This window comes from Hydrogenophaga sp. FG152 (assembly GCF_057809615.1).
This window is the reverse complement of record NZ_JBMDKH010000004.1, coordinates 22,991-44,862: the sequence shown is the minus strand read 5'-3', so window position 1 is coordinate 44,862 and position 21,872 is coordinate 22,991. Positions and strand designations below refer to the sequence as shown.

The 21,872-nt window shown below is 66.7% G+C and carries 20 protein-coding genes and 2 tRNA genes; 5 read left to right on the top strand and 17 right to left on the bottom strand.

Going from position 1 to position 21,872, the window contains the following annotated elements; translation table 11 throughout:
• Nucleotides 1-19 precede the first annotated feature (19 nt).
• The 7 genes from ispC to rpsB form a co-directional block, all read right to left on the bottom strand.
• Nucleotides 20-1,204, bottom strand: a complete 1,185-nt coding sequence (ispC, locus tag ACODTB_RS06430; RefSeq protein WP_291121858.1) for a 1-deoxy-D-xylulose-5-phosphate reductoisomerase — start codon at nt 1,202-1,204, stop codon at nt 20-22.
• 5 nt (nt 1,205-1,209) lie between these two features.
• Nucleotides 1,210-2,031, bottom strand: a complete 822-nt coding sequence (locus ACODTB_RS06425) for a phosphatidate cytidylyltransferase (RefSeq protein ID WP_291121859.1) — start codon at nt 2,029-2,031, stop codon at nt 1,210-1,212.
• Nucleotides 2,024-2,791 carry a polyprenyl diphosphate synthase gene (uppS, locus tag ACODTB_RS06420; protein ID WP_291121860.1) on the bottom strand — a complete coding sequence of 256 codons (768 nt, stop codon included), beginning with the start codon at nt 2,789-2,791 and terminating at the stop codon, nt 2,024-2,026. The genes ACODTB_RS06425 and uppS overlap by 8 nt, the downstream gene beginning before the upstream one ends.
• Nucleotides 2,792-2,816: 25 nt before the next feature.
• Nucleotides 2,817-3,377 (bottom strand): ribosome recycling factor, encoded by a 561-nt coding sequence (frr, locus tag ACODTB_RS06415; protein ID WP_291121861.1) that lies wholly within the window; start codon nt 3,375-3,377, stop codon nt 2,817-2,819.
• A gap of 43 nt (nt 3,378-3,420) precedes the next feature.
• On the bottom strand, nt 3,421-4,131 hold the full coding sequence (gene pyrH / locus ACODTB_RS06410) for a UMP kinase (RefSeq protein WP_291121862.1): 711 nt from the start codon (nt 4,129-4,131) through the stop codon (nt 3,421-3,423).
• 147 nt (nt 4,132-4,278) lie between these two features.
• Complete coding sequence (gene tsf, locus ACODTB_RS06405; RefSeq protein ID WP_291121863.1) at nt 4,279-5,172, bottom strand: translation elongation factor Ts; 894 nt, start codon at nt 5,170-5,172, stop codon at nt 4,279-4,281.
• Between the two features lie 114 nt (nt 5,173-5,286).
• The gene (rpsB, locus tag ACODTB_RS06400) at nt 5,287-6,042 is read right to left on the bottom strand and encodes a 30S ribosomal protein S2 (protein WP_291121864.1); all 756 of its coding nucleotides are present in this window, start codon (nt 6,040-6,042) and stop codon (nt 5,287-5,289) included.
• A gap of 343 nt (nt 6,043-6,385) precedes the next feature.
• Between rpsB and ACODTB_RS06395 the strand changes: the two genes are divergently transcribed.
• Both ACODTB_RS06395 and ACODTB_RS06390 read left to right on the top strand, forming a co-directional pair.
• Nucleotides 6,386-7,666 carry an FAD-dependent oxidoreductase gene (locus ACODTB_RS06395; RefSeq protein ID WP_291121865.1) on the top strand — a complete coding sequence of 427 codons (1,281 nt, stop codon included), beginning with the start codon at nt 6,386-6,388 and terminating at the stop codon, nt 7,664-7,666.
• Nucleotides 7,667-7,709: 43 nt separating this feature from the next.
• Nucleotides 7,710-9,323, top strand: coding sequence for an NAD(P)H-hydrate dehydratase (locus ACODTB_RS06390; protein ID WP_488929179.1), 1,614 nt, complete (start codon nt 7,710-7,712; stop codon nt 9,321-9,323).
• Nucleotides 9,324-9,331: 8 nt separating this feature from the next.
• On the opposite strand, the gene ACODTB_RS06385 is transcribed toward ACODTB_RS06390, so the two are convergent.
• The 3 genes from ACODTB_RS06385 to rnr are packed head-to-tail and all read right to left on the bottom strand — an operon-like array spanning nt 9,332 to nt 13,166.
• Entirely contained in the window at nt 9,332-9,883 is a 552-nt protein-coding gene (locus ACODTB_RS06385) for a YggT family protein (protein WP_291121866.1), read from the bottom strand.
• 41 nt (nt 9,884-9,924) lie between these two features.
• Nucleotides 9,925-10,860 carry a gamma-glutamyl-gamma-aminobutyrate hydrolase family protein gene (locus ACODTB_RS06380; RefSeq protein ID WP_291121867.1) on the bottom strand — a complete coding sequence of 312 codons (936 nt, stop codon included), beginning with the start codon at nt 10,858-10,860 and terminating at the stop codon, nt 9,925-9,927.
• A gap of 23 nt (nt 10,861-10,883) precedes the next feature.
• A complete protein-coding gene (rnr, locus tag ACODTB_RS06375; RefSeq protein ID WP_291121868.1) occupies nt 10,884-13,166 on the bottom strand; it encodes a ribonuclease R in 2,283 nt (760 codons plus the stop codon).
• A 47-nt stretch (nt 13,167-13,213) separates the two neighbouring features.
• On the opposite strand from rnr, the gene ACODTB_RS06370 reads away from it, so the two are divergent.
• Nucleotides 13,214-13,298 (top strand) — tRNA-Leu (locus tag ACODTB_RS06370).
• A gap of 161 nt (nt 13,299-13,459) precedes the next feature.
• On the opposite strand, the gene rimO is transcribed toward ACODTB_RS06370, so the two are convergent.
• A complete protein-coding gene (rimO, locus tag ACODTB_RS06365) occupies nt 13,460-14,842 on the bottom strand; it encodes a 30S ribosomal protein S12 methylthiotransferase RimO (protein WP_291121869.1) in 1,383 nt (460 codons plus the stop codon).
• Between the two features lie 138 nt (nt 14,843-14,980).
• Between rimO and ACODTB_RS06360 the strand changes: the two genes are divergently transcribed.
• Nucleotides 14,981-15,751 (top strand): DUF72 domain-containing protein, encoded by a 771-nt coding sequence (locus tag ACODTB_RS06360; protein WP_291121870.1) that lies wholly within the window; start codon nt 14,981-14,983, stop codon nt 15,749-15,751.
• Here the strand turns inward: ACODTB_RS06360 and phaR are convergent.
• From phaR to ACODTB_RS06340, 4 genes are all read right to left on the bottom strand, one after another.
• A complete protein-coding gene (phaR, locus tag ACODTB_RS06355) occupies nt 15,741-16,283 on the bottom strand; it encodes a polyhydroxyalkanoate synthesis repressor PhaR (protein ID WP_291121871.1) in 543 nt (180 codons plus the stop codon). The two genes, ACODTB_RS06360 and phaR, sit on opposite strands and share 11 nt — an antisense overlap.
• Before the next feature lie 222 nt (nt 16,284-16,505).
• Nucleotides 16,506-16,582, bottom strand: a tRNA-Val gene (locus ACODTB_RS06350).
• 63 nt (nt 16,583-16,645) lie between these two features.
• Nucleotides 16,646-18,958, bottom strand: a complete 2,313-nt coding sequence (locus tag ACODTB_RS06345; RefSeq protein ID WP_291121872.1) for a RelA/SpoT family protein — start codon at nt 18,956-18,958, stop codon at nt 16,646-16,648.
• A gap of 22 nt (nt 18,959-18,980) precedes the next feature.
• Nucleotides 18,981-19,901, bottom strand: coding sequence for an alpha/beta fold hydrolase (locus tag ACODTB_RS06340; RefSeq protein WP_291121873.1), 921 nt, complete (start codon nt 19,899-19,901; stop codon nt 18,981-18,983).
• Between the two features lie 91 nt (nt 19,902-19,992).
• On the opposite strand from ACODTB_RS06340, the gene ACODTB_RS06335 reads away from it, so the two are divergent.
• Nucleotides 19,993-20,763 carry a 3-hydroxybutyrate dehydrogenase gene (locus ACODTB_RS06335; RefSeq protein ID WP_291121874.1) on the top strand — a complete coding sequence of 257 codons (771 nt, stop codon included), beginning with the start codon at nt 19,993-19,995 and terminating at the stop codon, nt 20,761-20,763.
• Nucleotides 20,764-20,818: 55 nt separating this feature from the next.
• Here ACODTB_RS06335 and ACODTB_RS06330 read toward each other — a convergent pair whose 3' ends face one another.
• Together ACODTB_RS06330 and ACODTB_RS06325 are read right to left on the bottom strand one after the other, a co-directional pair.
• A complete protein-coding gene (locus ACODTB_RS06330) occupies nt 20,819-21,505 on the bottom strand; it encodes an SIMPL domain-containing protein (RefSeq protein WP_488929197.1) in 687 nt (228 codons plus the stop codon).
• 62 nt (nt 21,506-21,567) lie between these two features.
• The gene (locus ACODTB_RS06325; protein WP_291121875.1) at nt 21,568-21,861 is read right to left on the bottom strand and encodes a hypothetical protein; all 294 of its coding nucleotides are present in this window, start codon (nt 21,859-21,861) and stop codon (nt 21,568-21,570) included.
• Nucleotides 21,862-21,872: the final 11 nt, after the last annotated feature.

Sequence of the window (21,872 nt, the reverse complement as noted above, 5' to 3'; positions counted from 1 at the left end):
GGTGACGGCCGCCGGACCGTCAAGCCGCCAGCCGGTCGATCTGGACTTGCGCGATGGCACGCGTTTCCGCGTCGATCGCCATCAGGTCGTCCAGGCCCTGGGGCTTCGAGGGGGTCAGGGCCTGCAAAGTTGCATGGTTGACGACGTGAATCTGGTCGAACCGCAGCCGATGGTCCAGAAAGGCCGCCACGGCGACCTCGTTGGCGGCATTGAGCACCGCCGTCGTGCCCGCCGGGCCGCCCAGGGCATCCCAGGCAAGGCGCAGACCGGGAAAACGCCGGTCGTCCGGCTTTTCGAAACTCAGAGCCCCCAGTGAAGCGAAGTCGAGTGCGGCCGCACCGGAGACGATGCGCTCCGGCCAGGACAGGCCATAGGCGATGGGCCCGCGCATGTCTGGGGTACCCAGCTGGGCCACCACGGAGCTGTCGGTGTACTGCACCATCGAGTGGATCACGCTCTGCGGATGGATCACCACTTCGATCTGCGAAGCGGGCAATCCAAACAGATAGCAGGCCTCGATGACTTCCAGCGCCTTGTTCATCATGGTCGCCGAGTCCACCGAGATCTTGCGGCCCATCACCCAGTTGGGGTGGGCACAGGCCTGCTCCGGCGTCACCTCGTGCAAGGTCTGCGGATCGCGCGTGCGGAAAGGACCACCGGAAGCCGTGAGCACGATCTTATCGACCCGGCGCGACCAGGTCGTGGGGTCTTCGGGCAGCGATTGAAAGACCGCCGAATGTTCGCTGTCGATGGGCAGCAGCGTCGCACCGCCTTCGCGCACCGCCCGCATGAACAGCTCGCCGCCGACCACCAGCGCCTCCTTGTTCGCCAGCAGCAGCTTCTTGCCCGCCTGCGCGGCCGCCAGGCTGGGCGAAAGGCCGGCGGCCCCGACGATGGCGGCCATCACGGCATCCACCTCCGGATCGCGGCTCACGTCGCACAAGGCCTGCGCGCCCGACAGCACCTCGACCGACAGGCCGAGCTCGCGCACGCGGCCGGCCAGTTGCTGCGCATGCGCCGGGCTGGCCATGACGGCGTAGCGGGGAGCAAAGCGCTGGCATTGCGCCAGGAGGGCCTCCACCTGCGTGGCGGCGGTCAGCGCAAACACGGTGTAGCGCTCCGGATGGCGGGCGATCACGTCCAGCGTGCTGACCCCGATCGAGCCTGTGGAGCCCAGAATGGTGATGGCTTGGGGACGGGTCATGGCAATCAGACGGTGATAAGCATCATGGCCAGTGGCAACACGGGCAGCAAGGCGTCGACGCGATCGAGCACGCCGCCATGGCCGGGGAGCAGCTGGCTGGAATCCTTGGCACCGGCACTGCGCTTGACCAGCGACTCCACCAGATCACCGACCACGCTCATGGTGACGAGAAACACCAGCGACAGCACCGCCAGCGCCGGCCCCAGAGCCCAGAGCCGCGCATACAGGCTCGTGCCCTGCGCATCGGCCCAGACCCAGCAAGCCGCCAGCACAAAGACCCCCAACAACCCACTGATGGCGCCTTCCCAGCTCTTGCCCGGGCTGATGGTGGGCGCCAGCTTGCGCCGCCCCAGGGCCTTGCCACCAAAATAGGCGGCGATGTCGGCCGTCCAGACCAGCAGCAGCACGGAGAGCAGAAAGCCCAGACCTTCCAGGCGCGCGTGCACCATGGCCAGCCAGGCACAGGCGATGAGTGCCAGCCCCACCCAGAGGCGCAGGCCGACGGGCCAGGCGCTCCAGCCTCTCACGCCACGGCCGAGCATCACGACAGCGAGCAATACCCAGGCGGCCCCCACGGCCAGCCAGAGCGGGCGCAGCGACAGGCTCAGGCCACCCGCCCACCAGACCACCGCCATCAGGACACCCAGACCCAGGCCCAGGCCCAGCGAGAGCGAAGAGCCACAGCCGTTGAGGCGCGCCCATTCCCAGCCGCCCGCCACGATCAGCAGCAGGGTCAGGGCGGCAAAAGGCTCGATCGAGGGGTAAAACAGCGCGGGCAGCAGAACGGCCAGCAGCAGCAGGGCAGTGATGATGCGCTGCTTAAGCATGTCGCTGGCCCACCGCGACCGCCTCGGGCTCGACCTCGGCCCGTTGCTCGGCGGTCTGGCCGAAGCGGCGCTCGCGCCGGGCGAATTCGGCCAATGCGCGGTCCAGTTCGGCCGCATCGAAATCGGGCCAGAGGCAGTCGGTGAACAGCAGTTCCGTGTAGGCCGACTGCCAGAGAAGGAAGTTGCTGATGCGCAGCTCACCACCGGTGCGGATCAACAGATCCGGGTCGTCCACGTGGGCCAGCGCCATCGCACCTGACAGGCTTTGCTCGGTGATCTCCACGCCTTGCTGGGCAAGGCGCCGGGCGGCCTGGGCGATATCCCAGCGCCCCCCGTAGTTGAAGCACACGTTCAAGACCAGGGTGTGGTTGTGCGCGGTCTCGCGCTCGGCCGCCTCCAGGCCTTGCACCACCCGCGTCGACAGACCTTCCCGGTTGCCTGGGAAATGCAGTTGCACGCCACTCTTTTTCAGGCTGGGCACCTCGCGCGACAACGCCATGGCGAGCAAATCCATGAGGCCCGAGACCTCTTCCACCGGGCGGTTCCAGTTTTCGGACGAGAACGCGAACACGGAGAGCACGGGCACGCCTCGCTCGATGCACGCCTTGACCACCCCACGCAGCGCGTCCACGCCCTGCTTGTGCCCGGCCGCGCGCGGCAGCCAGCGCTTCTGCGCCCAGCGGCCATTGCCGTCCATGACGATGGCCACATGGCCAGGCAGTTTCGCCGGCAAGGAGGGGGGAGTTGCAGCAGATGCCATGGCCAGGATCGATGGAAGGGGCGGATCAGACCGCCATGATGTCCTGCTCTTTGGACGCCACCAGCCGGTCCACCTCGGCAATCATGCGGTCGGTGAGCTTCTGGATGTCTTCCTGCGAGCGGCGGTCGTCGTCTTCGGACGCCAGCTTTTCCTTGACCAGCTTCTTCACCGATTCGTTCGCGTCACGCCGGAGGTTGCGCACCGCGATCTTGGCGGCTTCGCCTTCACCCCGGACCACCTTCGTGAGCTCCTTGCGGCGCTCCTCGGTCATGGGAGGCATGGGGACGCGGATCAGGTCGCCCTGGCTGGAAGGATTCAGGCCCAGATCCGACTCGCGGATGGCCTTCTCGATCTTGGCGCCCATGCCTTTTTCCCACGGCGCCACGCCGATGGTGCGCGCGTCGAGCAACGTCAGGTTGGCGACCTGGGACAGCGGCAGCATGGAACCGTAATACTCCACGTGCACGGTGTCCAGCAAGGCGGGGTTGGGCCGGCCGGTGCGGACCTTGCTCAAACTGTTCTTGAGCGCTTCCACCGATTGAAGCATCTTGTGCTCAGCGGTTTTGCGGATGTCGTCGGTGCTCATGAAAACTCCTCAATGCAGCAGGAAATGGAATGCCGTGTGGGCATCAGACGTGAACCAGCGTGCCCTCATCGCCCCCCAGCACCACCTTGCGCAGCGCGCCGGGCTTGAAGATCGAGAACACCTTCACGGGCAATTTCTGGTCGCGGCACAGGGCAAATGCGGTGGCGTCCATCACCTGCAGGTTCTTGCTCATGGCCTCGTCGAAAGAAATGGTGGTGTAGCGCGTGGCGCTGGGGTCCTTGTTCGGATCGGCGGTGTAGACGCCATCGACCTTGGTGGCCTTGAGCACGATCTCGGCGCCGATCTCGGCTCCGCGCAGTGCAGCGGCCGTGTCGGTGGTGAAGAAGGGGTTGCCGGTGCCGGCGGCGAAGACCACAACCTTGCCCTCTTCGAGGTACTGCAAGGCCTTGGGGCGGACGTAGGGCTCGACCACCTGCTCGATGGCAATGGCCGACATCACGCGGGCGACCAGACCGGCCTTGTCCATGGTGTCAGCGAGGGCGAGCGAATTCATCACGGTGGCAAGCATGCCCATGTAGTCGGCGGTGGCGCGGTCCATGCCGACAGAACCCCCGGCCACGCCGCGGAAGATGTTGCCTCCACCGATGACGATGGCCACCTGGACGCCCAGGCGGGTGACTTCGGCGATTTCTTCCACCATGCGCACGATGGTGGCTCGGTTGATGCCGAAAGCGTCATCGCCCATGAGGGCCTCTCCCGACAGTTTCAACAGAATCCGTTTGTAGGCTGGCATGAGGCAACTTTCAGGAAATCGATAAACAAAGATTCAACCGGCAAGTGTAGCGAGGAGCCCGCATTCACCTGCCGCTTCGGGGCGTAAATAAGCCCCATACGGCACAACGGGCCTTGCGGCCCGTTGTCTCGTCCAGTCTCGGCAGGATCAGGCGCCCTTGGCGGCAGCCACTTGCGCGGCCACTTCCGCCGCGAAGTCGTCGACCTTCTTCTCGATGCCTTCGCCCACCACGAACAGGGTGAAGCCCTTCACGTTGGTGCCAGCGGCCTTGAGCATCGCGCCCACGGTCTGCTTGCCGTCGGCGGCTTTCACGAAGACCTGGTCGAACAGCGACACTTCCTTGAGGTACTTCTGCACCGAGCCTTCCACCATCTTGGCGACGATGTCGGCAGGCTTGCCCGATTCGGCAGCCTTGGCGGCGGCCACCGAACGCTCGCGCTCGATCAGCTCCGCAGGCACGTCGGCCGAGGTCAGCGACACCGGCTTCATCGCGGCCACGTGCATGGCGACGTCCTTGGCCGCCACGGCATCGCCTTCGAACTCCACCACCACGCCGATGCGGGTGCCGTGCAGGTAACCAGCGAGCTGGCCACCGTTGGCCCAGTGCTTGAAGCGGCGGAACGACATGTTTTCGCCGATCTTGCCGATCAGGCCCTTGCGCACGTCTTCCAGCGTGGGGCCGAAGCCGTCCTGGCTGTAAGGCAGCGCGCCCAGGGCTTCCAGGTCGGCAGGGTTGTGTGCCGCCACCAGCTGGGCGGCCGCATTGGCCAGCGCCAGGAAGCTGTCGTTCTTGGTGACGAAGTCGGTTTCGCAGTTGACTTCGATCAGGGCACCGGTGGTGCCGTTGATGGAGCTGGCCACGACGCCTTCGGCGGTGACGCGGCTGGCGGCCTTGCCGGCCTTGGTGCCGAGCTTGACGCGCAGCAGTTCTTCCGCCTTGGCCATGTCGCCATCGGCTTCGGTCAGGGCTTTCTTGCACTCCATCATGGGTGCGTCGGTCTTGGCGCGCAGTTCGGCGACCATGCTTGCGGTAATTGCCATTTCAGTTTCTCCGTTCGCCGTTGTGCCCCAGCGGGCAGAACGGTCTGTTTCAATGATCGGGTGGCCTTATGAAAAAGGGGCTACACGAGCCCCTCTTTCATGCAAGAGTCGGGCTCAGGCGGAAGCGTCTTCCTTGACTTCCACGAACTCGTCGGCGCCTTCGGCGGCCACGGCCTTGACGACATCGTTCACCGCGTTGCTGCGGCCTTCGATGATGGCGTCGGCGATGCCACGGGCATACAGGGCCACGGCACGGGCCGAGTCGTCGTTGCCGGGGATGACGTAGTCAATGCCCACGGGCGAGTGGTTGGTGTCGACCACGCCCACCAGCGGGATGCCCAGCTTCTGGGCTTCGAGCACGGCGATCTTGTGGAAGCCCACGTCGATGACGAAGATGGCATCGGGCAGCGCGTTCATGTCCTGAATGCCGCCGATGTCCTTCTCGAGCTTTTCCATTTCGCGAGCAAACATCAGCTGCTCTTTCTTGGTCATGCTGTCCAGGCCAGCTTCCTTCTGGGCTTGCATGTCCTTCAGGCGCTTGATGGAGGTCTTGACCGTCTTGAAGTTGGTCAGCATGCCGCCCAGCCAGCGCTGGTCCACGAAAGGCACGCCGGCGCGGCGGGCTTCCTGGGCCACGATGTCGCGCGACTGGCGCTTGGTGCCCACCATCAGGATGGTGCCGCGGTTGGCGGAGAGCTGGCGCACGAACTTGGCAGCCTCTTCGAACAGGGGCAGCGTCTTTTCGAGGTTGACGATGTGGATTTTGTTGCGATGGCCGAAGATGTACGGTGCCATCTTGGGGTTCCAGAAGCGGGTCTGGTGGCCAAAGTGGACACCGGCTTCCAGCATTTCGCGCATGGAGATAGACATGAGTTAACTTTCCAGAGGTTGAGTCTAAAATCCAGCCCCGATCACCTGTGCATTGAACGGACCGCTGACGGTCCTGGTGCTTCAGGCAACACCCGGTTGGGCTGGTTTGCGATTTCGCCCTGCAAAGGCGGCAAGAACGGTGTTCGAGTCAGCCATCTGCAAAGCCCATCGATTATAGCAGCCCGACCGATCCCGTCCTCCTTTCGCTCTCTGGACCGCGCTCCGAACGGAACCGCGTCCGGGGTGTTTCTGCGCCACGACCCATGCCCGATGTCCCGTTGACCGTCGATTGCCCACCCCCTTCCCACCCAGGGGCACCCTCTGCACCCGTCGGGGGCGCATCTTGAGGATCGCGGTGGTGGGCGCGGGTGTGATCGGCACCACAACCGCGTTCGAACTGACGCGCGACGGCCATGAAGTCACGGTGTTCGAGCGCCGCAGCACCGTGGCCGAAGAAGCCAGCTTCGCCAGCGGTGCGCTCGTCGCCGCGGGTTGGACGGCCGCCTGGAATCGGCCCGAACGCAGCCTGCGCATGCCCTGGGTCTCGCGCCCGGGAGGATTGAAACTGGCCCGGTTCCCCCGCGGCGGAGAGTGGCGCTGGATCTGGCGCTGGCTGCAGGCGGGCCAAGGCCCGCGCCAGGCCGAACACCACCGGCAGATGCACCAATGGGTGCAGTACAGCCAGCAGCGCCTGCTGGAAATCACCGAGGAACGGGATCTCGACCACGACCGCAGCCAGGGCATGCTGGTGCTCTGGCGCCACGCGCGGGAGGCGGAGCAAGCCCAGCCCGCCCTGCAACAGATGAAGGACCTCGGGATCGCCTGCCGCGAACTCTCGGCCGATCAGGCCCGCGCGCTCGAACCCGCCCTGAATCCTGAAACGCCGTTGCACGGTGCGGTCGAACTGGGCGGGGAAGCCGCCGCCAATTGCCGGGAATTCGCGCTGTCGATCCGCGCCGAGGCCCAGCAACTCGGTTGCCGCTTCGTGTTCAGCACGTCGGTGGACGCCATCGAAACCCTGGGCCCCACGGGTGGCGTGAACCTGCGGCTCTCGAGCGCGGGCACCCCGGACGCCAACGGCGCGCAACGGTTCGACGCGGTGGTGGTGTGCGCAGGGGTGCACAGCGCGCGCCTGCTGCACCCACTCGGGCTGCGCCTGCCTTTGCAGCCCGTCTACAGCCACTCGCTCAGTGCTGCGGTGCGTGAGCCGCTGGACGCCCCGCAGTCGGCGGTGCTGGACGCGGGTCATGGCATCTCGATCGCCCGGCTGGGCCAGCGCATTCGCGTGGCCGGCGGCAGTGAGTTCGGCGCCACGCCCGGCCAGCCCTCCAAAGCCACGCTGAAACGGCTCTACGGCGTGCTGGCGGACTGGTTTCCCGGTGCCGTGCGTCTGGGCGGCCCCCGGGGCAGCGTGCAGGAATGGCAAGGCGCCCAGGCGACACTGCCCGATGGCCCTCCGGTGCTGGGCGCCACACGCCAACCCGGCGTGTGGCTGAACCTGGGCCACGGCGGCGCGGGCTGGGCCATGGCCTGCGGCACCGCCCGGGCGCTGGCCGATCAGCTGTCAGGGCGTTCAGCCGAGATCGACATCAGCGGCAGCACGCCCCAGCGATTCGGTCTCTGAGACGATCCGCGGGCGGTCAGCGCCTGCGCGCAAACATGTTGAAATGCGCCCATTCCTTGAGAGGAGCGAGACCTTGGACACGCGCAGCTTCAACACAGGCACCGGCCTGCACCCAGCGTCCGGCACCGGCCGCGCTGCCTTGTACGGCAGCGCCGCCACGCGGCAGATCGAACAGCAGGCCGCATCCACCCTCCCCCACCACACCTTGATGTCGCGCGCCGGCCTGGCGGTCGCGCGGCTGGCGCGGGCCCTGCAACCGCACGCGCGGTGCATCTGGGTGGCCTGCGGGCCCGGCAACAACGGGGGCGACGGCCTGGTCGCAGCCACCCACCTCCACCAGTGGGCGCAGGAACGGGGCGGCTTTCCCGAAGTGGTGGTGACGCATGCGGTGCAGGATGAGGCCCGGATGCCAACCGACGCCCGCCAGGCCCTGCAGGCCGCGCGCGCCGCCGGTGTGCCGTTCGGCGACGGGCCGCCGGCGCGCTTCGATCTCGCCATCGATGCTCTGTTCGGCATCGGCCCACAAAGGGCGTTGGAGGGACCTCTCGCCCCATGGCTGGACCTGCTTCGCTCCTGCGTCCAGACCGTGCTCTGCGTCGATGTCCCCAGTGGGCTGGACGCCGACACGGGCGTCCTGGCGACCCTGAACACCCCTTCCCTGGCACCGCCGGGGCCGCGCCACACGCTGTCGCTGCTCACCCTGAAACCCGGTTTGTTCACCGGTGCCGGACGCGATGCCGCCGGCAGCGTCTGGTTCGACGAGCTGGGTGCGCCGCCAGCGACTGCCGTGCCTGTGACCGCCTGGCTGGCCGGGCAGCCACAGACGACAGGCGCACGGCCCCATGCCAGTCACAAGGGCAGCTTCGGCGACGTGCTGGTGCTCGGCGGCCAAGGCATCGCCGTGCAGGGCGCGGGCATGACCGGTGCCGCCGTGCTCGCTGCCCGGGCCGCGCTGCATGCCGGCGCGGGCCGCGTGTTCGTCGGTCTGCTAGAAGGTGATGCAAACAGCCCGACGCCTTGGGACCCCGCCTGCCCCGAACTCATGTTCCGCCGTCCGCAGCGGCTGCTGGAGCCCGGCGCCCTCGAAACCGCGAGTGTCGTGTGCGGTTGCGGCGGCGGTGCTTCGGTGGCTGCGCTGCTGCCGCGCGTGCTCTCGGCCGCCCGAACGCTGGTGCTCGACGCCGACGCGCTCAATGCCATCGCCGCCGACACCGCGCTGCAAACCCTGCTCGGCCACCGCCACGGCAGGGGCTGGACAACGGTGCTCACCCCGCATCCCCTGGAAGCCGCGCGCCTGCTGGGCACCACGACCTCCGAGGTCATGGCCCATCGATTGAAGGCTGCGCAGGCGCTGGCCGATCGCTTCGGCGCGTTGTGCGTGCTCAAGGGCTCGGGCTCGGTGTTGGCCTCGCCCGGGGACGTGCCGCTCATCAACGCCAGCGGAAACGCCGCCCTGGCCACCGCCGGCACAGGCGATGTGCTCGCCGGCATGATCGGCAGCGCGATCGCGCGCGCCGGGCTTTCAGGCGAAGGGGTGCGGGACAGGGTCGCTGCGGCCGTGCATCTGCACGGCTGGCTGGCCGACCACTGGGACGATGGCGCTGCCCTTGGGCTCACGGCAGGACGCTTGGCGGCGCGGGCGCGGCCGCCGGGCTGAACGCCCGATCAGCCCAGCAGCATCAGGCCGACCTGCAGCAGGATGATCACCACCAGCACCGACAGGTCCACCCCGCCGATCAAGGGCACGACCCGGCGCACCGGGCGCAGGATGGGCGCGCACAGGCGGTCGAGCGTGCCCATCACCGGCGATTGCGGCTGCACCCACGACAGGATGGCGTAGCCGATCAGCAGGATCATCAAGCCCTGCAGCAAGGTGCGCACCAGCAGTCGCACCGCCATGGTGAAGACGATCGTCACCACTCCGGCGGCCGAGCCGGGCGCCGCAGACAGGCTCGCCGCCAGCAACCACCACAAGACGCCGAACGCCAGCGAAAGCAGCACGGCGGCACCGAGGCTGCCCCAGTCGATGCGGCTCTGCGCGAGCGAGCGTGGCAGCACCCGGCGCAGGGGAGCCACCAGCCAGTCGGTCACCGCGATCGCGAAACGCCCCGGCTGGCCCGACATGTTGATGCGCAGGTGGTTCATCCACGCCCTCAACAGCGCCGCCGCCACGAGGAAGAAGAAGAAGGTTTCGAGCAGGAAGAAAACAATGCGCATGGCGTGAGAGCAGCGGAGGACGGAGAGGACAGAGTGTAGGCTCAGGCGCCCAATCGCAAGGGCGCCCGCGGCGTGCGCGGATCGGGTTCGTGCCCGCTGGCCAACCGCTCCAACGCGGCAGCCCGCGAGGCCTCCAGAAAGTCCAGCATGATGGGCGAGCTGTCGGCCAGCGCATCGCGCCCATGGTGGAACTCGGGATGCCATTGCACGCCGCGCGCATAGGTCCCGCCGGTCCAGCGAATGGCCTCGACCATGCCGTCCAGCGTGGACACGGCCTCCACCACCACCCCCTTGCCCAGCTCTGCCACAGCCTGGTGGTGGATGCTGGTCACCCGCAGCTGCGAGGCATTCGGGTACAGCTTGGTCAGTGCCGTGCCCTGGAGAAAGGTCACGTCGTGCTCCAGTTGGTCGTACAGATCGGTGTCCACGTGGGCATGGGCCGCCGGGCATTGCGTCGGGATGTCCTGATACAGCGTCCCGCCGAAGGCCACGTTGAGCAGTTGCGCGCCTCGACAGACGCCCAGCACCGGCTTCTTCTGTGCGAGAAAGGTGCGCAACAAGGCCAGCTCATAGCGGTCGCGCACCACATCGCCCTGCCAACGCGGGTCCATCGGGGTCTGCCCGTAACTCTGAGGCGCCACGTCTGCGCCGCCTTGCAGCACCAGGGCATCCAGCTCCTGCACCACCTGCTCCACCTTGAGGTGGCGCGCCGCGTGTTTGCTGTCGTGCGCCACGGCCGGCACCATGAAGGCCACCGCCCCGTGTTCCATGATCCAGTGGGCCAGCGACTGTTCGATGTACTGCAGAATCTTGTTCCGGAAACCCAGCTCCTGAGGCGCCTGGTGCAGCAGGCGCGCCGAGACGCCGATGCGCAAGGCCCGGTCGGTGGGCACGGCCGCCGGCTCGCGCCGACGCACCACGGTGGCCTTGGCGGGCTTGGCCGCGGGGCTTTTGGTCAGGGCGGCAGAGTTGGGCATGTCGAAGTCCGATGACGACCGGTTCAGCGCCGGCTCTTGCGAGATTGGCTCGCGGTGCTGCGGGCACCGCCCCGCTCGCCCTTCTTTCCCGCCGCCTTGCGCACGGCGGCCTTGACGTCCATGGCGGGCGCCTGGCGCCCCTGCGGCGCGCCCTCGCTCCGGTTGCGGCGCGACTTGCCCCCCCGGGCGGGCGGTGCCGGATGGTCGGGCGAGGAAGGCAAACCGGTCTTGTCGCGCATGGCCCGCAACACGAGATCGTCGTCACCGCTGACCAGCCGGAAGTCGATGCGCCGACCGTCCAGATCCACCCGGCTCACCTGCACCTGCACCCGGGTGCCCAATGCATAGCGAATGCCGGTGCGCTCGCCACGCAGTTCCTGGCGCGCCTCGTCGAACCGGAAGTACTCGCCGCCGAGTTCGGTGATGTGCACCAGCCCCTCGACGTACATCGCATCGAGCGTGACAAAGAGGCCGAAGCTCGTGACCGCGGTCACCACGCCGCTGAACTCTTCCCCCAGGTGTTCGCGCATGTACTTGCACTTGAGCCAGGCCTCCACATCGCGGCTGGCCTCGTCGGCGCGGCGCTCGTTGGCGCTGCAGTGCAAGCCTGCGGCTTGCCAGGCCAGCGTGTCGGCCGACGGTTTCTTCACCACCTCGCCCGCCACCGGGGGCTTCACACGGCTCGCCAGCCGCTTGCTCAACTTGGCGTGCGCCTCGCCTGGCGTGGGCAGGTTCGGCAGTTCGTAGCGCTTGCGCGCCAGGATGGCCTTGATCACGCGGTGCACCAGCAGGTCGGGGTAGCGCCGGATCGGGCTCGTGAAGTGCGTGTAGGCCTCGAACGCAAGACCAAAGTGGCCGCTGTTGATGGGCGTGTAGATCGCCTGCTGCATGGAACGCAACAGCATGGTGTGGATCTGCTGGGCCTCGGGGCGGTCCTTGGTCGCGTTGGCGATTGCCTGGAAATCGCCCGGCTTGGGGTTGTCGCCGATCGTCTGCGACACACCCATGGCCTTGAGGTAGTTGCGCAGGATTTCCTGCTTCTCCGGCGTGGGGCCTTCGTGCACGCGGTACAGACCGGGGTGCTTGCCCTCCTGGATGAAATCGGCCGAGCACACGTTGGCCGCGAGCATGGCCTCCTCGATCAGCTTGTGCGCGTCGTTGCGCGTGCGCGGCACGATCTTCTCGATGCGGCCCGACTCGTCGCAGACGATCTGCGTCTCGGTGGTTTCGAAATCCACAGCGCCGCGTTCGCCGCGCGCCATCAGCAGCGCGCGGTACACGTCGTGCAGATTGAGCAGATAAGGCACCAGCGCCTTGCGCTGCGCGGCCTCCGGCCCCCGGGTGTTCTGCAGAATCGCGGCCACCTCGGTGTAGGTGAAACGCGCGTGGCTGAACATCACCGCCGGGTAGAACTGGTAGGCATGCACCTCGCCTTTGGCGTTGACCAGCATGTCGCACACCATGCACAGGCGTTCGACACCGGGGTTCAGCGAGCACAGGCCGTTGGAGAGCTTCTCCGGCAGCATGGGAATCACACGGCGCGGGAAATAGACCGAGGTGGCGCGGTCATAGGCATCGATGTCGATGGGTGAACCGGTCTCCACGTAGTGGCTCACATCGGCAATCGCCACCAGCAGGCGCCAACCCTTGCCCTTGCCGACCTTCGCCGGCTCGCAATACACGGCGTCGTCGAAGTCGCGCGCGTCTTCGCCGTCGATCGTCACCAGCGGCACGTCGCGCAAGTCGACGCGGTGCTTGTGGTCGGCGGCGCGCACGTGGTCCGGAAGCGCGCGCGCCTGGGCCAGTGCGGCGTCGGAAAACTCGTGCGGCACGCCGTACTTGCGCACCGCGATCTCGATCTCCATGCCGGGGTCGTCGATCTCACCCAGCACTTCCTTCACGCGCCCCACCGGTTGGCCGTACAGCGCCGGCGGCTCCGTCAGTTGCACCACCACCACCTGGCCGGGCTTGGCCGATCCGGTGGCGCCCTTGGGGATCAGCACGTCCTGCCCGTAACGCTTGTCCTCGGGGGCGACGAGCCACACACCGCTTTCCTGCAACAGGCGCCCAATGATGGGGGAGTCGGAACGTTCGACGATTTCGGTCACGCGCCCTTCGGGACGCCCCTTGCGGTCCAGCCGCACGATGCGGGCTTTGACCCGGTCCTTGTGCAACACCGCGCGCATCTCGTTGGAAGGCAGGTAGATGTCGGCCTGGCCATCGTCGCGGATCACAAAACCGTGTCCATCGCGATGTCCGGAAACGACACCTTCATATTCGGCCAACAGGCTGTTTTTTTCGTTCACTTTTTGGATCGCTTTTTTTCTCTGCTATACTTCTGGTTTTCCTGAAAGCCCAGGTGGCGGAATTGGTAGACGCACTAGTTTCAGGTACTAGCGAGTAACATCGTGGAGGTTCGAGTCCTCTCCTGGGCACCAATCATAAAGGGCTTGCAAACGTGATGTTTGCAAGCCCTTTTCTTTTGCCTTATCAAGATGCAAAGCCTGCAAGCAGGCTTTGCGCATACGGTTGAGTTGCTTCACATTCTGAAGCACCCGATGTGACCGGCGAATGGGCAGGCCGGCCATCGCAGTCACCGTCAAACCGGGACCGCCAACAGGTCGTGCCCCTGGGCCGCGACCACACGGGCCTTGGTGAATTCGCCGACCTTCATGGTCTTGCTGATCTTCTCTGGCGGCAGCAGCCGCACCACACCATCGATCTCCGGCGCATCGGCGTAGCTGCGTCCGATGCCGCCCTTCTTGCCCAGGCCCGGCGCGGAGTCCACCAGCACCTGCATGGTCGCGCCCACGCGCTGCTGCAGCTTCTCGGCCGACACGGCCTCGGCCACCGCCATGAAGCGCGCCCTGCGTTCTTCCCGCACGGCATCGGGCACGGCGTCAGGCAGCTCGTTGGCCGTGGCACCCGGCACCGGCGAATAGGCGAAGCAGCCGGCGCGGTCGATGCGCGCCTCGCGCACGAACTCCAGCAAGTGGTCGAACTCGGCCTCGGTCTCGCCAGGGAAGCCAGCAATGAAGGTGCTGCGCACCACGATCTGCGGACAGAGCTCGCGCCAGCGCGCGATGCGCTCCAGGTTCTTCTCACCACTGGCCGGCCGCTTCATGCGGCGCAGCACGTCCGGATGGCTGTGCTGCAACGGGACGTCCAGGTAAGGCAGGCACAGGCCGTCGGCCATCAGCGAAATGATCTCATCCACGTGCGGATACGGGTACACATAGTGCAGCCGCACCCAGGCGCCATAGCCCTGGGCCAGTTCACCCAGCGAACGCACGAGATCGAACATGCGCGTCTTCACCGGCTTGCCATCCCAGAAGCCGGTGCGGTACTTCACGTCGACGCCATAGGCCGAGGTGTCCTGGCTCACCACCAACAGCTCCTTCACACCAGACTCGAACAGCTTGCGCGCTTCGGTCAGCACGTCGCCGATCGGTCGGCTCACCAGGTCGCCGCGCATGGACGGGATGATGCAGAACGTGCAACGGTGGTTGCAGCCCTCGCTGATCTTCAGGTAGGCGTAATGGCGCGGCGTGAGCTTGATGCCCTGCGGCGGCACCAGATCCACGAAGGGGTCGTGCGGCTTGGGCAGGTGCTCGTGCACCGCCGTCATCACCTCGTGCGTGGCATGCGGGCCGGTCACGGCAAGCACGCTGGGGTGCATCTGCCGCACCAGGTTGCCGCCGCCCTCGCCTTCGCGCGCGCCCAGGCACCCGGTGACGATCACCTTGCCGTTCTCGGCCAGGGCTTCACCAATGGTGTCCAGGCTCTCGCGAACGGCGTCGTCAATGAAGCCGCAGGTGTTGACGATCACCAGATCGGCACCGGCAAAGGTCTTGGAGGTTTGGTAACCCTCGGCGCTGAGTTGCGTGAGGATCAGTTCGGAGTCGGTCAGCGCCTTGGGGCAACCCAGGCTGACGAACCCGACTTTGGGTGTTTTGGCGGCGGGGGCGGTGTCGTAAGTCATTGTTTCCATTTGAATTCCGCCGGGCTACCTGGCTGAAGAGCGTGGTCCAGTATTGTAAGGCGGCGCGTCGATTTGGCTGGCAGCACATTCCTTGGCCCCTCGCAGGCAGCGGCACGCGGATTGCCGCACACGAGCGGCATGACACGGACCACACCTTCCCTTCACATCGGCACCGCAGGCTGGGGCCTGCCGCGAGCGGTGGCCGAGGCATTTCCGGGCGACGGAGCGCTGCTGGAGCGCTATGCACGGGTGCTGGGCTGCACGGAAATCAACACCACCTTCAGCCGCACCCACCGCGCGGACACCTTCGAGCGCTGGGCGATGCAGACACCGACAGGTTTCCGCTTCTCAGTGAAGCTGCCCAAGGCTTTCACACACGTGGCGCGGCTGAAGGTTCCACCAGGGGAAGTGGGCACCTTCGTTTCGTCGCTGGCGGGACTCGGCGAGCGCCTGGCGGTGTTGCTGGTGCAACTGCCGCCGTCGTTGAGATTCGATCCCGAGGTCGCACGCGACTTCTTTCGCTCGGTGCGCGCGGAATACCCGGGCGCCGTCGTCTGCGAACCAAGGCATCCCACCTGGTTCACGGCGGCAGCCGAGCGCTTGCTGGTGGAGCAGCGCATCGGTCGCGTGGTCGCCGATCCGCCCAAACCTGCCGGCGCCGGGGAGCCAGGCGGCTGGCTCGGCGAGCGCGGAGACGGTCAGGGTGCCGTCGTCTACTGCCGCTGGCACGGTTCGCCACGCATGTATTGGTCGGCATACGACGACAGCTGGCTTGAGGCCAGGGCGTGGGAGCTGTTGAACTGGCCAGCGACCACCCAAGTCTGGTGCATCTTCGACAACACGGCGGCGGGCGCGGCAGCCCACGACGCGCTGCGGCTGGCAGCAAAAATGGCGAGACTCAGCGCTTGAGCCCCAGCGCCGCCAGCATCTGCTCGCTGTTCTTCTGCATCTGCTCCTGCATCTGCGTGAAGGCCGTGCGCGACTGCTCCAGGTAGGTGCCCATCATGCCCTGCATCATGGGCGACTGCACGTTCATGAACTGCTTCCAGGCTTCCGGGTTGACGCCCGTGGACTGCTCGGCCATCTTGTGCTGCAGATCCATGAAGATCTGGACATTCTTTTCGAGGTAGGCGCCCATGAAATCCTGCATGGCATGGCCATAGAACCGGATGATGTTGGCCAGCACCTGCTCGGTGAAGATCGGCACGCCCGCCGTCTCTTCTTCCAGGATGATCTGCAGCAGGATGCTGCGCGTGAGGTCGTCGTTGGTCTTGGCGTCCCGAACCACGAAGGGCTCGTTGTCCATGACCAGCGACTTCACTTCGGCCAGCGTGATGTACGACGAGGTGTCGGTGTCGTAGAGACGCCGGTTCGGGTACTTCTTGATCACACGCACGGCGGGCGCACGTTCGCTGCCGCTACCGGCCTTGGATTTTTGCACTGCGGAACTTTCAGGAAGGGACGGGCGAACAAGGCCCGTCGTCTGCGGGAAGGATACGGCACATTCTAAAAACCCGCCCCTGGGCCGCAAGCATGGGTTTTCCCTGTGCGGGGAGCCTTGCGAGACAGCGTCCGCCGATGCCCTGGCGCCGAACAGACGAAAAAAAAGCAGACTGCGGAGTCTGCTTTCTGTTTCCGGGGCCTGGTTGACCCCGAAGAAGTTTGGTAGGCGCGATTGGACTCGAACCAACGACCCCCACCATGTCAAGGTGGTGCTCTAACCAGCTGAGCTACGCGCCTACAAACGATTCGAAGCCTCGCAGTATAGCAGTGTTCCGGGGCACTTCTGGCCGCCCCGCCACATCATTTGCGGCGCACCACGCGCACACCCGGCACATCGCCCACCACGGACATGGCCCGCAGCACCTGCCGGGCGTCCGACACCTCGATGGTGAAAGTCATCCAGGCCACGTCCTTGACCGACTGGGTCTGCACCCCGATCACGTTCATCTTCTCGCGGGCGAACACGTCGGAAATGTCGCGCAGCAGGCCCTGGCGGTCCTGCGCCTCGATGGCCACGTCCACCGGGTACACGGCCGCACGGCCATCCCGATCCGGGGCGACCTGACCGCTCCACTGCACCTCGATCACGCGGTCCGGGTTCTTGCGCTGCAGGTGGGCGAAATCGCTGCAATCGGCTCGGTGGATGCTCACGCCCTTGCCGCGCGTCACGAAACCGCCAATGTCGTCCGGCGGCGCCGGCTTGCAGCACTTGGCCAGCTGCGTCATGAGCGAATCCACCCCGACCACCAGCACCCCGCCGCTGGGCTGGCTGGAGGACTTGCGCGGCTTCTTGAGCCACACGGGAATGTCGGAAGGCGCCTCGGGCTCGGGCGGGCGCAGGTGCGTCTCGATGGCCCGCAGCGACAGTTCGTCCTTGCCCACCTGCTCGAAGAGCTCCTGCGCGGAAGCCAGGCCCATGGACACGGCAAGGTCGTCAAACTTCAGCGCGGTCTTGCCCTCGCGCTGCAGCAGTTTTTCCACCGCCTCGCGCCCGCGCGCCATGGTCTCCTCCATGGCCTGCGCGTTGAACCACGCGCGCACCTTGCTCTTGGCCCGGTGGCTGACGAGGTAGCCCAGTTCGGCATTGAGCCAGTCGCGCGACGGCCCGCCTTCTTTCGCGGCGGTGATCTCCACCGTCTGCCCGTTCTGCAGAGGCGTGTTGAGCGTGACCATGGCGCCATCGACGCGCGCGCCCCGGCAGCGATGACCCAGGTCGGTGTGCACGCTGTAGGCGAAGTCCACCGCCGTGGCACCCTGGGGCAATTCGACGATGGCCGCATCGGGCGTGAGCACGTAGATGCGATCGTCGAACAGCCCCTGCGCGGTGCCGCTCAGGTCGCGCTCCCAGGCCAGCAGCTGGCGCAGCACCGCGATCTTGGCGTCGTATTCCGAACTGGCCGAGACGCCGGCATAACCCTTGGCACCCGCCTCCTTGTACGCCCAGTGCGCGGCCACGCCGTGTTCGGCATGGTCGTGCATGGCCTGGGTGCGGATCTGGATCTCGAAGGCACGGCCCTGTTCATCGCGCACCACCGTGTGCAGCGACTGGTAGCCGTTGGGCTTGGGTTTGGCGATGTAGTCGTCAAACTCGTCGGCCACGGGCACGTAGTTCGCGTGCACATGGGCCAGCGCGGTGTAGCAATCGTCGCGGCCGGGCACGATCACGCGCAGCGCGCGGATGTCGAACACCTGGTCGAAGTCCAGCGACTTGCCGCGCATCTTCTTGACGATGCTGTAGATGTGCTTGGGCCGTCCCTGCACGGAAGCGGCCACGCCCTGGCGCTGCAGCTCGGCCTCGAGCTGCTGGCGCACCTGCTCCACATGGGCTTCGCGCTCGGCCCGTTTCTCGTCCAGCAGCCGGGCCACGTGCTTGTAAGTCTGCGGCTCCAGGAAACGGAAGGCCAGGTCCTCCATTTCCCATTTGATCTGCCAGATGCCCAGGCGGTTGGCCAGCGGCGCGAAGACGTGCAGCGACTCGCTGGCGAGCGCGTCGCCAGGCTCGCCCTTGCAGGCGGCGAAGTAGCGCAGGGTCTGCAGCCGGGACGCCAGGCGCAGCATGACCACGCGCAAGTCGCGCGAGAAGGCCAGCAGCATCTTGCGCACGTTCTCGGTCTGGCTCGCGGCCAGCTCGGACACCGGCGCCTTGCCGGGCGTGGCCACGGGCAGGGCCTGCTCCTGCGCCGCCTGGCGTTCCTCCTCCTTCTTCGCCAGCACCTCGGCCGACTTGATCCGGGCCTGCCGCTGCAACTGCACCAGCTTGGTAGTCTCCAGCGCCAGCGCCGCGAAGTTGTCGCCAAACGCCTTGGCGATCACCTCCTGCGGACGGTTCAGGTGCTGGCAGGCGTACACGAGATACGCCGCCGCCTGCATCGCCTCGGACCCGCCGATGTCGTGCAGCACGCCGGCCACGGCATCGGCGTGCGCCAGGGTGTTCTCGCCGGTGTCGAGCTGTTCGCTGCCCAGCAGGGGTTCTGCGAACGCGCGAGCGCGGGCCAGTGCGTTGGCCTGCTTGGGCAGGCTGTCGGAAGTGGCCGCCACAATCGCCGAGGGCACGGCCGGCGCGCGCTCGATGAGAGGGGCCTCGGACGAGGTCGGGGAAATCACACGTTTCATGAATCGCTCAACAACCCACCGCTCAGTCGGACCAGAGGAAGTCCCGGACGGCGGCCACCTGATCATCGGCCACCAGCGTCGGCGCGTGGCCCACCCCGTCAAAAACCACACAGCGCGCCCTGGGACCGCGCCGGCCCATCTCGGTGGCGGTGGCCTCGGAGAGCAAGTCCGACTGCCCGCCGCGCAGCAGCAGGGTGGGCGCGGTGATGGCGTCGTACAGCTGCCAGAGGGTGGCCTCGCCGTCGCGGGCGATCTGCCGGGCTTGTGCTTCGTCGGCCATGCCGGTCAAGGCCTTGACCGGCATGGCGATGGCCGGGTCGTAGTGAAGCCACCAGCGCCCATCGCGCTCGCGCAGCAGCGGCAGGGACAGCGCCCGCCATTGCGCTGGCGTGTGGGGGCCGAAGCCGGTGGAAATCGAGGCCAGGTAATCCAGGGCCGCCTGCTCGCTGTCGAACGAGGGGTTCTGCCCCAGGTAGGTGCTGATGCGCTGCAGCGCCTCCCACTGGATGGCTGGCCCCACATCGTTGAGCACCAGGCGGCGTGGCGCCAAGGCGGGCTGGGCCGCGATCGCCATGCCGATCAGACCGCCCATGCTGGTGCCGACCCAGTCGATCACGGCCTTCGGGTTCGCAGCCCGCAGATGCATCAGCAGGGCTGCCAGGTCGGCCGCGTAGGTGGGCACCTGGTAGGCCATGGGATCGACCAGCCAGTCGCTGTGGCCCCGCCCGGTCACGTCGACCGCGATCACGCGGCAGCGTTCGACCAAGGCGCGTGCCAGGGTGTCGAAGTCGCGCCCCTGGCGCGAGAGACCATGCACGCAGACCACCACATGACGGCTGTCGCCCGAAGCACTGGCCCAGTCCCAATAAGCCATGCGTCGCGGCTCGCCGGTGCGGGCCACAGGTCCGGTGACGGGAAGGTATTGGAGGTTCGGTTCTTGCATGGTGTGACAGTGCGAAGCGGGCGCCTGGAGGCGTCCGTGATAATGCCTTGAGCGCTTTTCAACCCATCGTACTGGAACTGGAGTTCACTTCATGCTCGCCAACAAGACTGCCCTCGTCACCGGCTCCACCAGCGGCATCGGCCTGGGCATCGCCAAGGCCCTGGCGCGCCAGGGTGCCAACATCGTGCTCAACGGTTTCGGCGATGCCGAAGGCCCCAAGGCGGAGATCGCTGCGCTGGGGGCCAAGGTCGCCTACCACGGCGCCGACATGAGCAAACCGGCCGAGATCGAGGCCATGATGGCCTTCGCGGCCAGCACCTTCGGCCAGGTGGACATCCTGGTCAACAACGCCGGCATCCAGCATGTCGCGCGCGTGGAAGACTTTCCGGTCGAGCGCTGGGACGCGGTCATCGCCATCAACCTCAGCAGCGCCTTCCACGCCAGCCGACTGGCCTTGCCCGCGATGCTCAAGTCCAACTGGGGCCGCATCATCAACGTGGCGTCGGTGCATGGGCTGGTGGGTTCGGCCGAGAAGTCGGCCTACGTCGCGGCCAAGCACGGCATTGTGGGCCTGACCAAGGTCACGGCGCTGGAGAACGCCACCACCGGCGTCACCTGCAACGCGATCTGCCCGGGCTGGGTGCTCACCCCGCTGGTGCAGAAGCAGGTGGACGCCAAGGCCGCGGCCCAAGGCATCTCCAACGCGGACGCCACCAGGCAGCTGCTGGGTGAAAAAGAGCCGTCCACGCAGTTCACCACACCTGAAGAGCTGGGCGAACTGGCGGTGTTCTTCTGCTCCCCGGCCGGCAACAACGTGCGCGGCGTGGCCTGGAACATGGACGGAGGCTGGGCGGCGCAGTAAAGGCCCGCCCCAAAGAAAAAAGGCCCGCGATGCGGGCCTTTGTCATTGAGGTGCATCACCGCAGCTGGATCGAGCCCGACACGGTCACGTTGACCGTGGACTTGCCCGCTTCCACCGGCACGGCGGCGTCCGACATCGCGGCCTTGGCCTCCATCGCCATCGCGCGCGGCTGGAACGGGCGCACTTCCTGGTCCGCCGAGCTCACCGACACCTCGCGCAAGGTGTAGCCGGCAAAGCCGAAACCTTTGCTGACCTCGTCGGCGCGGGCCTTGAAGCGCTCGATGGCCAGGGCCTGCACATCGGATTCGAGCTTGCGGCGGGCGTCGCGCGAGAGCGAGAAGCTGGTGCCCGACATGGTCAAGGTCTGGATCTTGCCGGCGGTGGCGCTGATGAGGGCGAAGTCGCGCCCTTCGAGCACCAGTTCGGTGCTGCCCTGCCAGCCGTTGATCTTGCCGTTGCTGCTGTAGCGCGGGTACAGGCTGAACTGGCCGGTGCGGACCTCCAGCTGCTGCGGCTTGGCGTTGGCGCGGGCCACGGCCAGCGCGGCGTCGAGTGCCTGCTTGAGCTGGTTCTGCACCGTCACGGCGTCGCTGCCCTCGCGCGTGGTGTTCAGGCTCATGCTCAGCCAGTCCTGGGGCACCTCCAGGAAACCGCTGGCGGCGATGTTCACCACGTTGGCAGGCACGGGCACCGTGACCTGGGCCATCGCCGAAGCGCTCAAGCCCAGCCCGAGGGCCAGCATGGAGGGGAGAAGAAAGCGGGAAGAAAGAGAGGAACCGGAGAAGCGACGCGAGGAAGACAGGGTCATGGTTTGAACTTGAAGTCGTGATGCGGCTGGTCGCGAAGCTGTTCGCGCAGACGCTGGCGCTCCTCCACCGAAAGTCGGTAGGGTTTGCGGCTGTCGTCCATGTCATCGAAGGGCTGTCGCAGCGCATCGCGCAAGCGCATCGTGCTGCGTGGGTCGCTTTCGTCGGCCGAGATCGGCATGACGGCCACCGGCGCATCCGAGGGCATCGGATGCACGCGCTGATCGCCCGGCGCGGCGTAGGCCGAACCCAGGGTGACTAGCAACAAACCACTCGACAGATACGATTTCATGGTGCACTCAA

Coding starts and splice junctions, on each gene's coding strand:
- ispC (WP_291121858.1), bottom strand. CDS start 1,204: ATGACCCGTCCCCAAGCCATCACCATTCTGGGCTCCACAGGCTCGATC.
- ACODTB_RS06425 (WP_291121859.1), bottom strand. CDS start 2,031: ATGCTTAAGCAGCGCATCATCACTGCCCTGCTGCTGCTGGCCGTTCTG.
- uppS (WP_291121860.1), bottom strand. CDS start 2,791: ATGGCATCTGCTGCAACTCCCCCCTCCTTGCCGGCGAAACTGCCTGGC.
- frr (WP_291121861.1), bottom strand. CDS start 3,377: ATGAGCACCGACGACATCCGCAAAACCGCTGAGCACAAGATGCTTCAA.
- pyrH (WP_291121862.1), bottom strand. CDS start 4,131: ATGCCAGCCTACAAACGGATTCTGTTGAAACTGTCGGGAGAGGCCCTC.
- tsf (WP_291121863.1), bottom strand. CDS start 5,172: ATGGCAATTACCGCAAGCATGGTCGCCGAACTGCGCGCCAAGACCGAC.
- rpsB (WP_291121864.1), bottom strand. CDS start 6,042: ATGTCTATCTCCATGCGCGAAATGCTGGAAGCCGGTGTCCACTTTGGC.
- ACODTB_RS06390 (WP_488929179.1), top strand. CDS start 7,710: ATGCGCCCATTCCTTGAGAGGAGCGAGACCTTGGACACGCGCAGCTTC.
- ACODTB_RS06385 (WP_291121866.1), bottom strand. CDS start 9,883: ATGCGCATTGTTTTCTTCCTGCTCGAAACCTTCTTCTTCTTCCTCGTG.
- ACODTB_RS06380 (WP_291121867.1), bottom strand. CDS start 10,860: ATGCCCAACTCTGCCGCCCTGACCAAAAGCCCCGCGGCCAAGCCCGCC.
- rimO (WP_291121869.1), bottom strand. CDS start 14,842: ATGACTTACGACACCGCCCCCGCCGCCAAAACACCCAAAGTCGGGTTC.
- ACODTB_RS06360 (WP_291121870.1), top strand. CDS start 14,981: ATGACACGGACCACACCTTCCCTTCACATCGGCACCGCAGGCTGGGGC.
- ACODTB_RS06345 (WP_291121872.1), bottom strand. CDS start 18,958: ATGAAACGTGTGATTTCCCCGACCTCGTCCGAGGCCCCTCTCATCGAG.
- ACODTB_RS06340 (WP_291121873.1), bottom strand. CDS start 19,901: ATGCAAGAACCGAACCTCCAATACCTTCCCGTCACCGGACCTGTGGCC.
- ACODTB_RS06335 (WP_291121874.1), top strand. CDS start 19,993: ATGCTCGCCAACAAGACTGCCCTCGTCACCGGCTCCACCAGCGGCATC.
- ACODTB_RS06330 (WP_488929197.1), bottom strand. CDS start 21,505: ATGCTGGCCCTCGGGCTGGGCTTGAGCGCTTCGGCGATGGCCCAGGTC.
- ACODTB_RS06325 (WP_291121875.1), bottom strand. CDS start 21,861: ATGAAATCGTATCTGTCGAGTGGTTTGTTGCTAGTCACCCTGGGTTCG.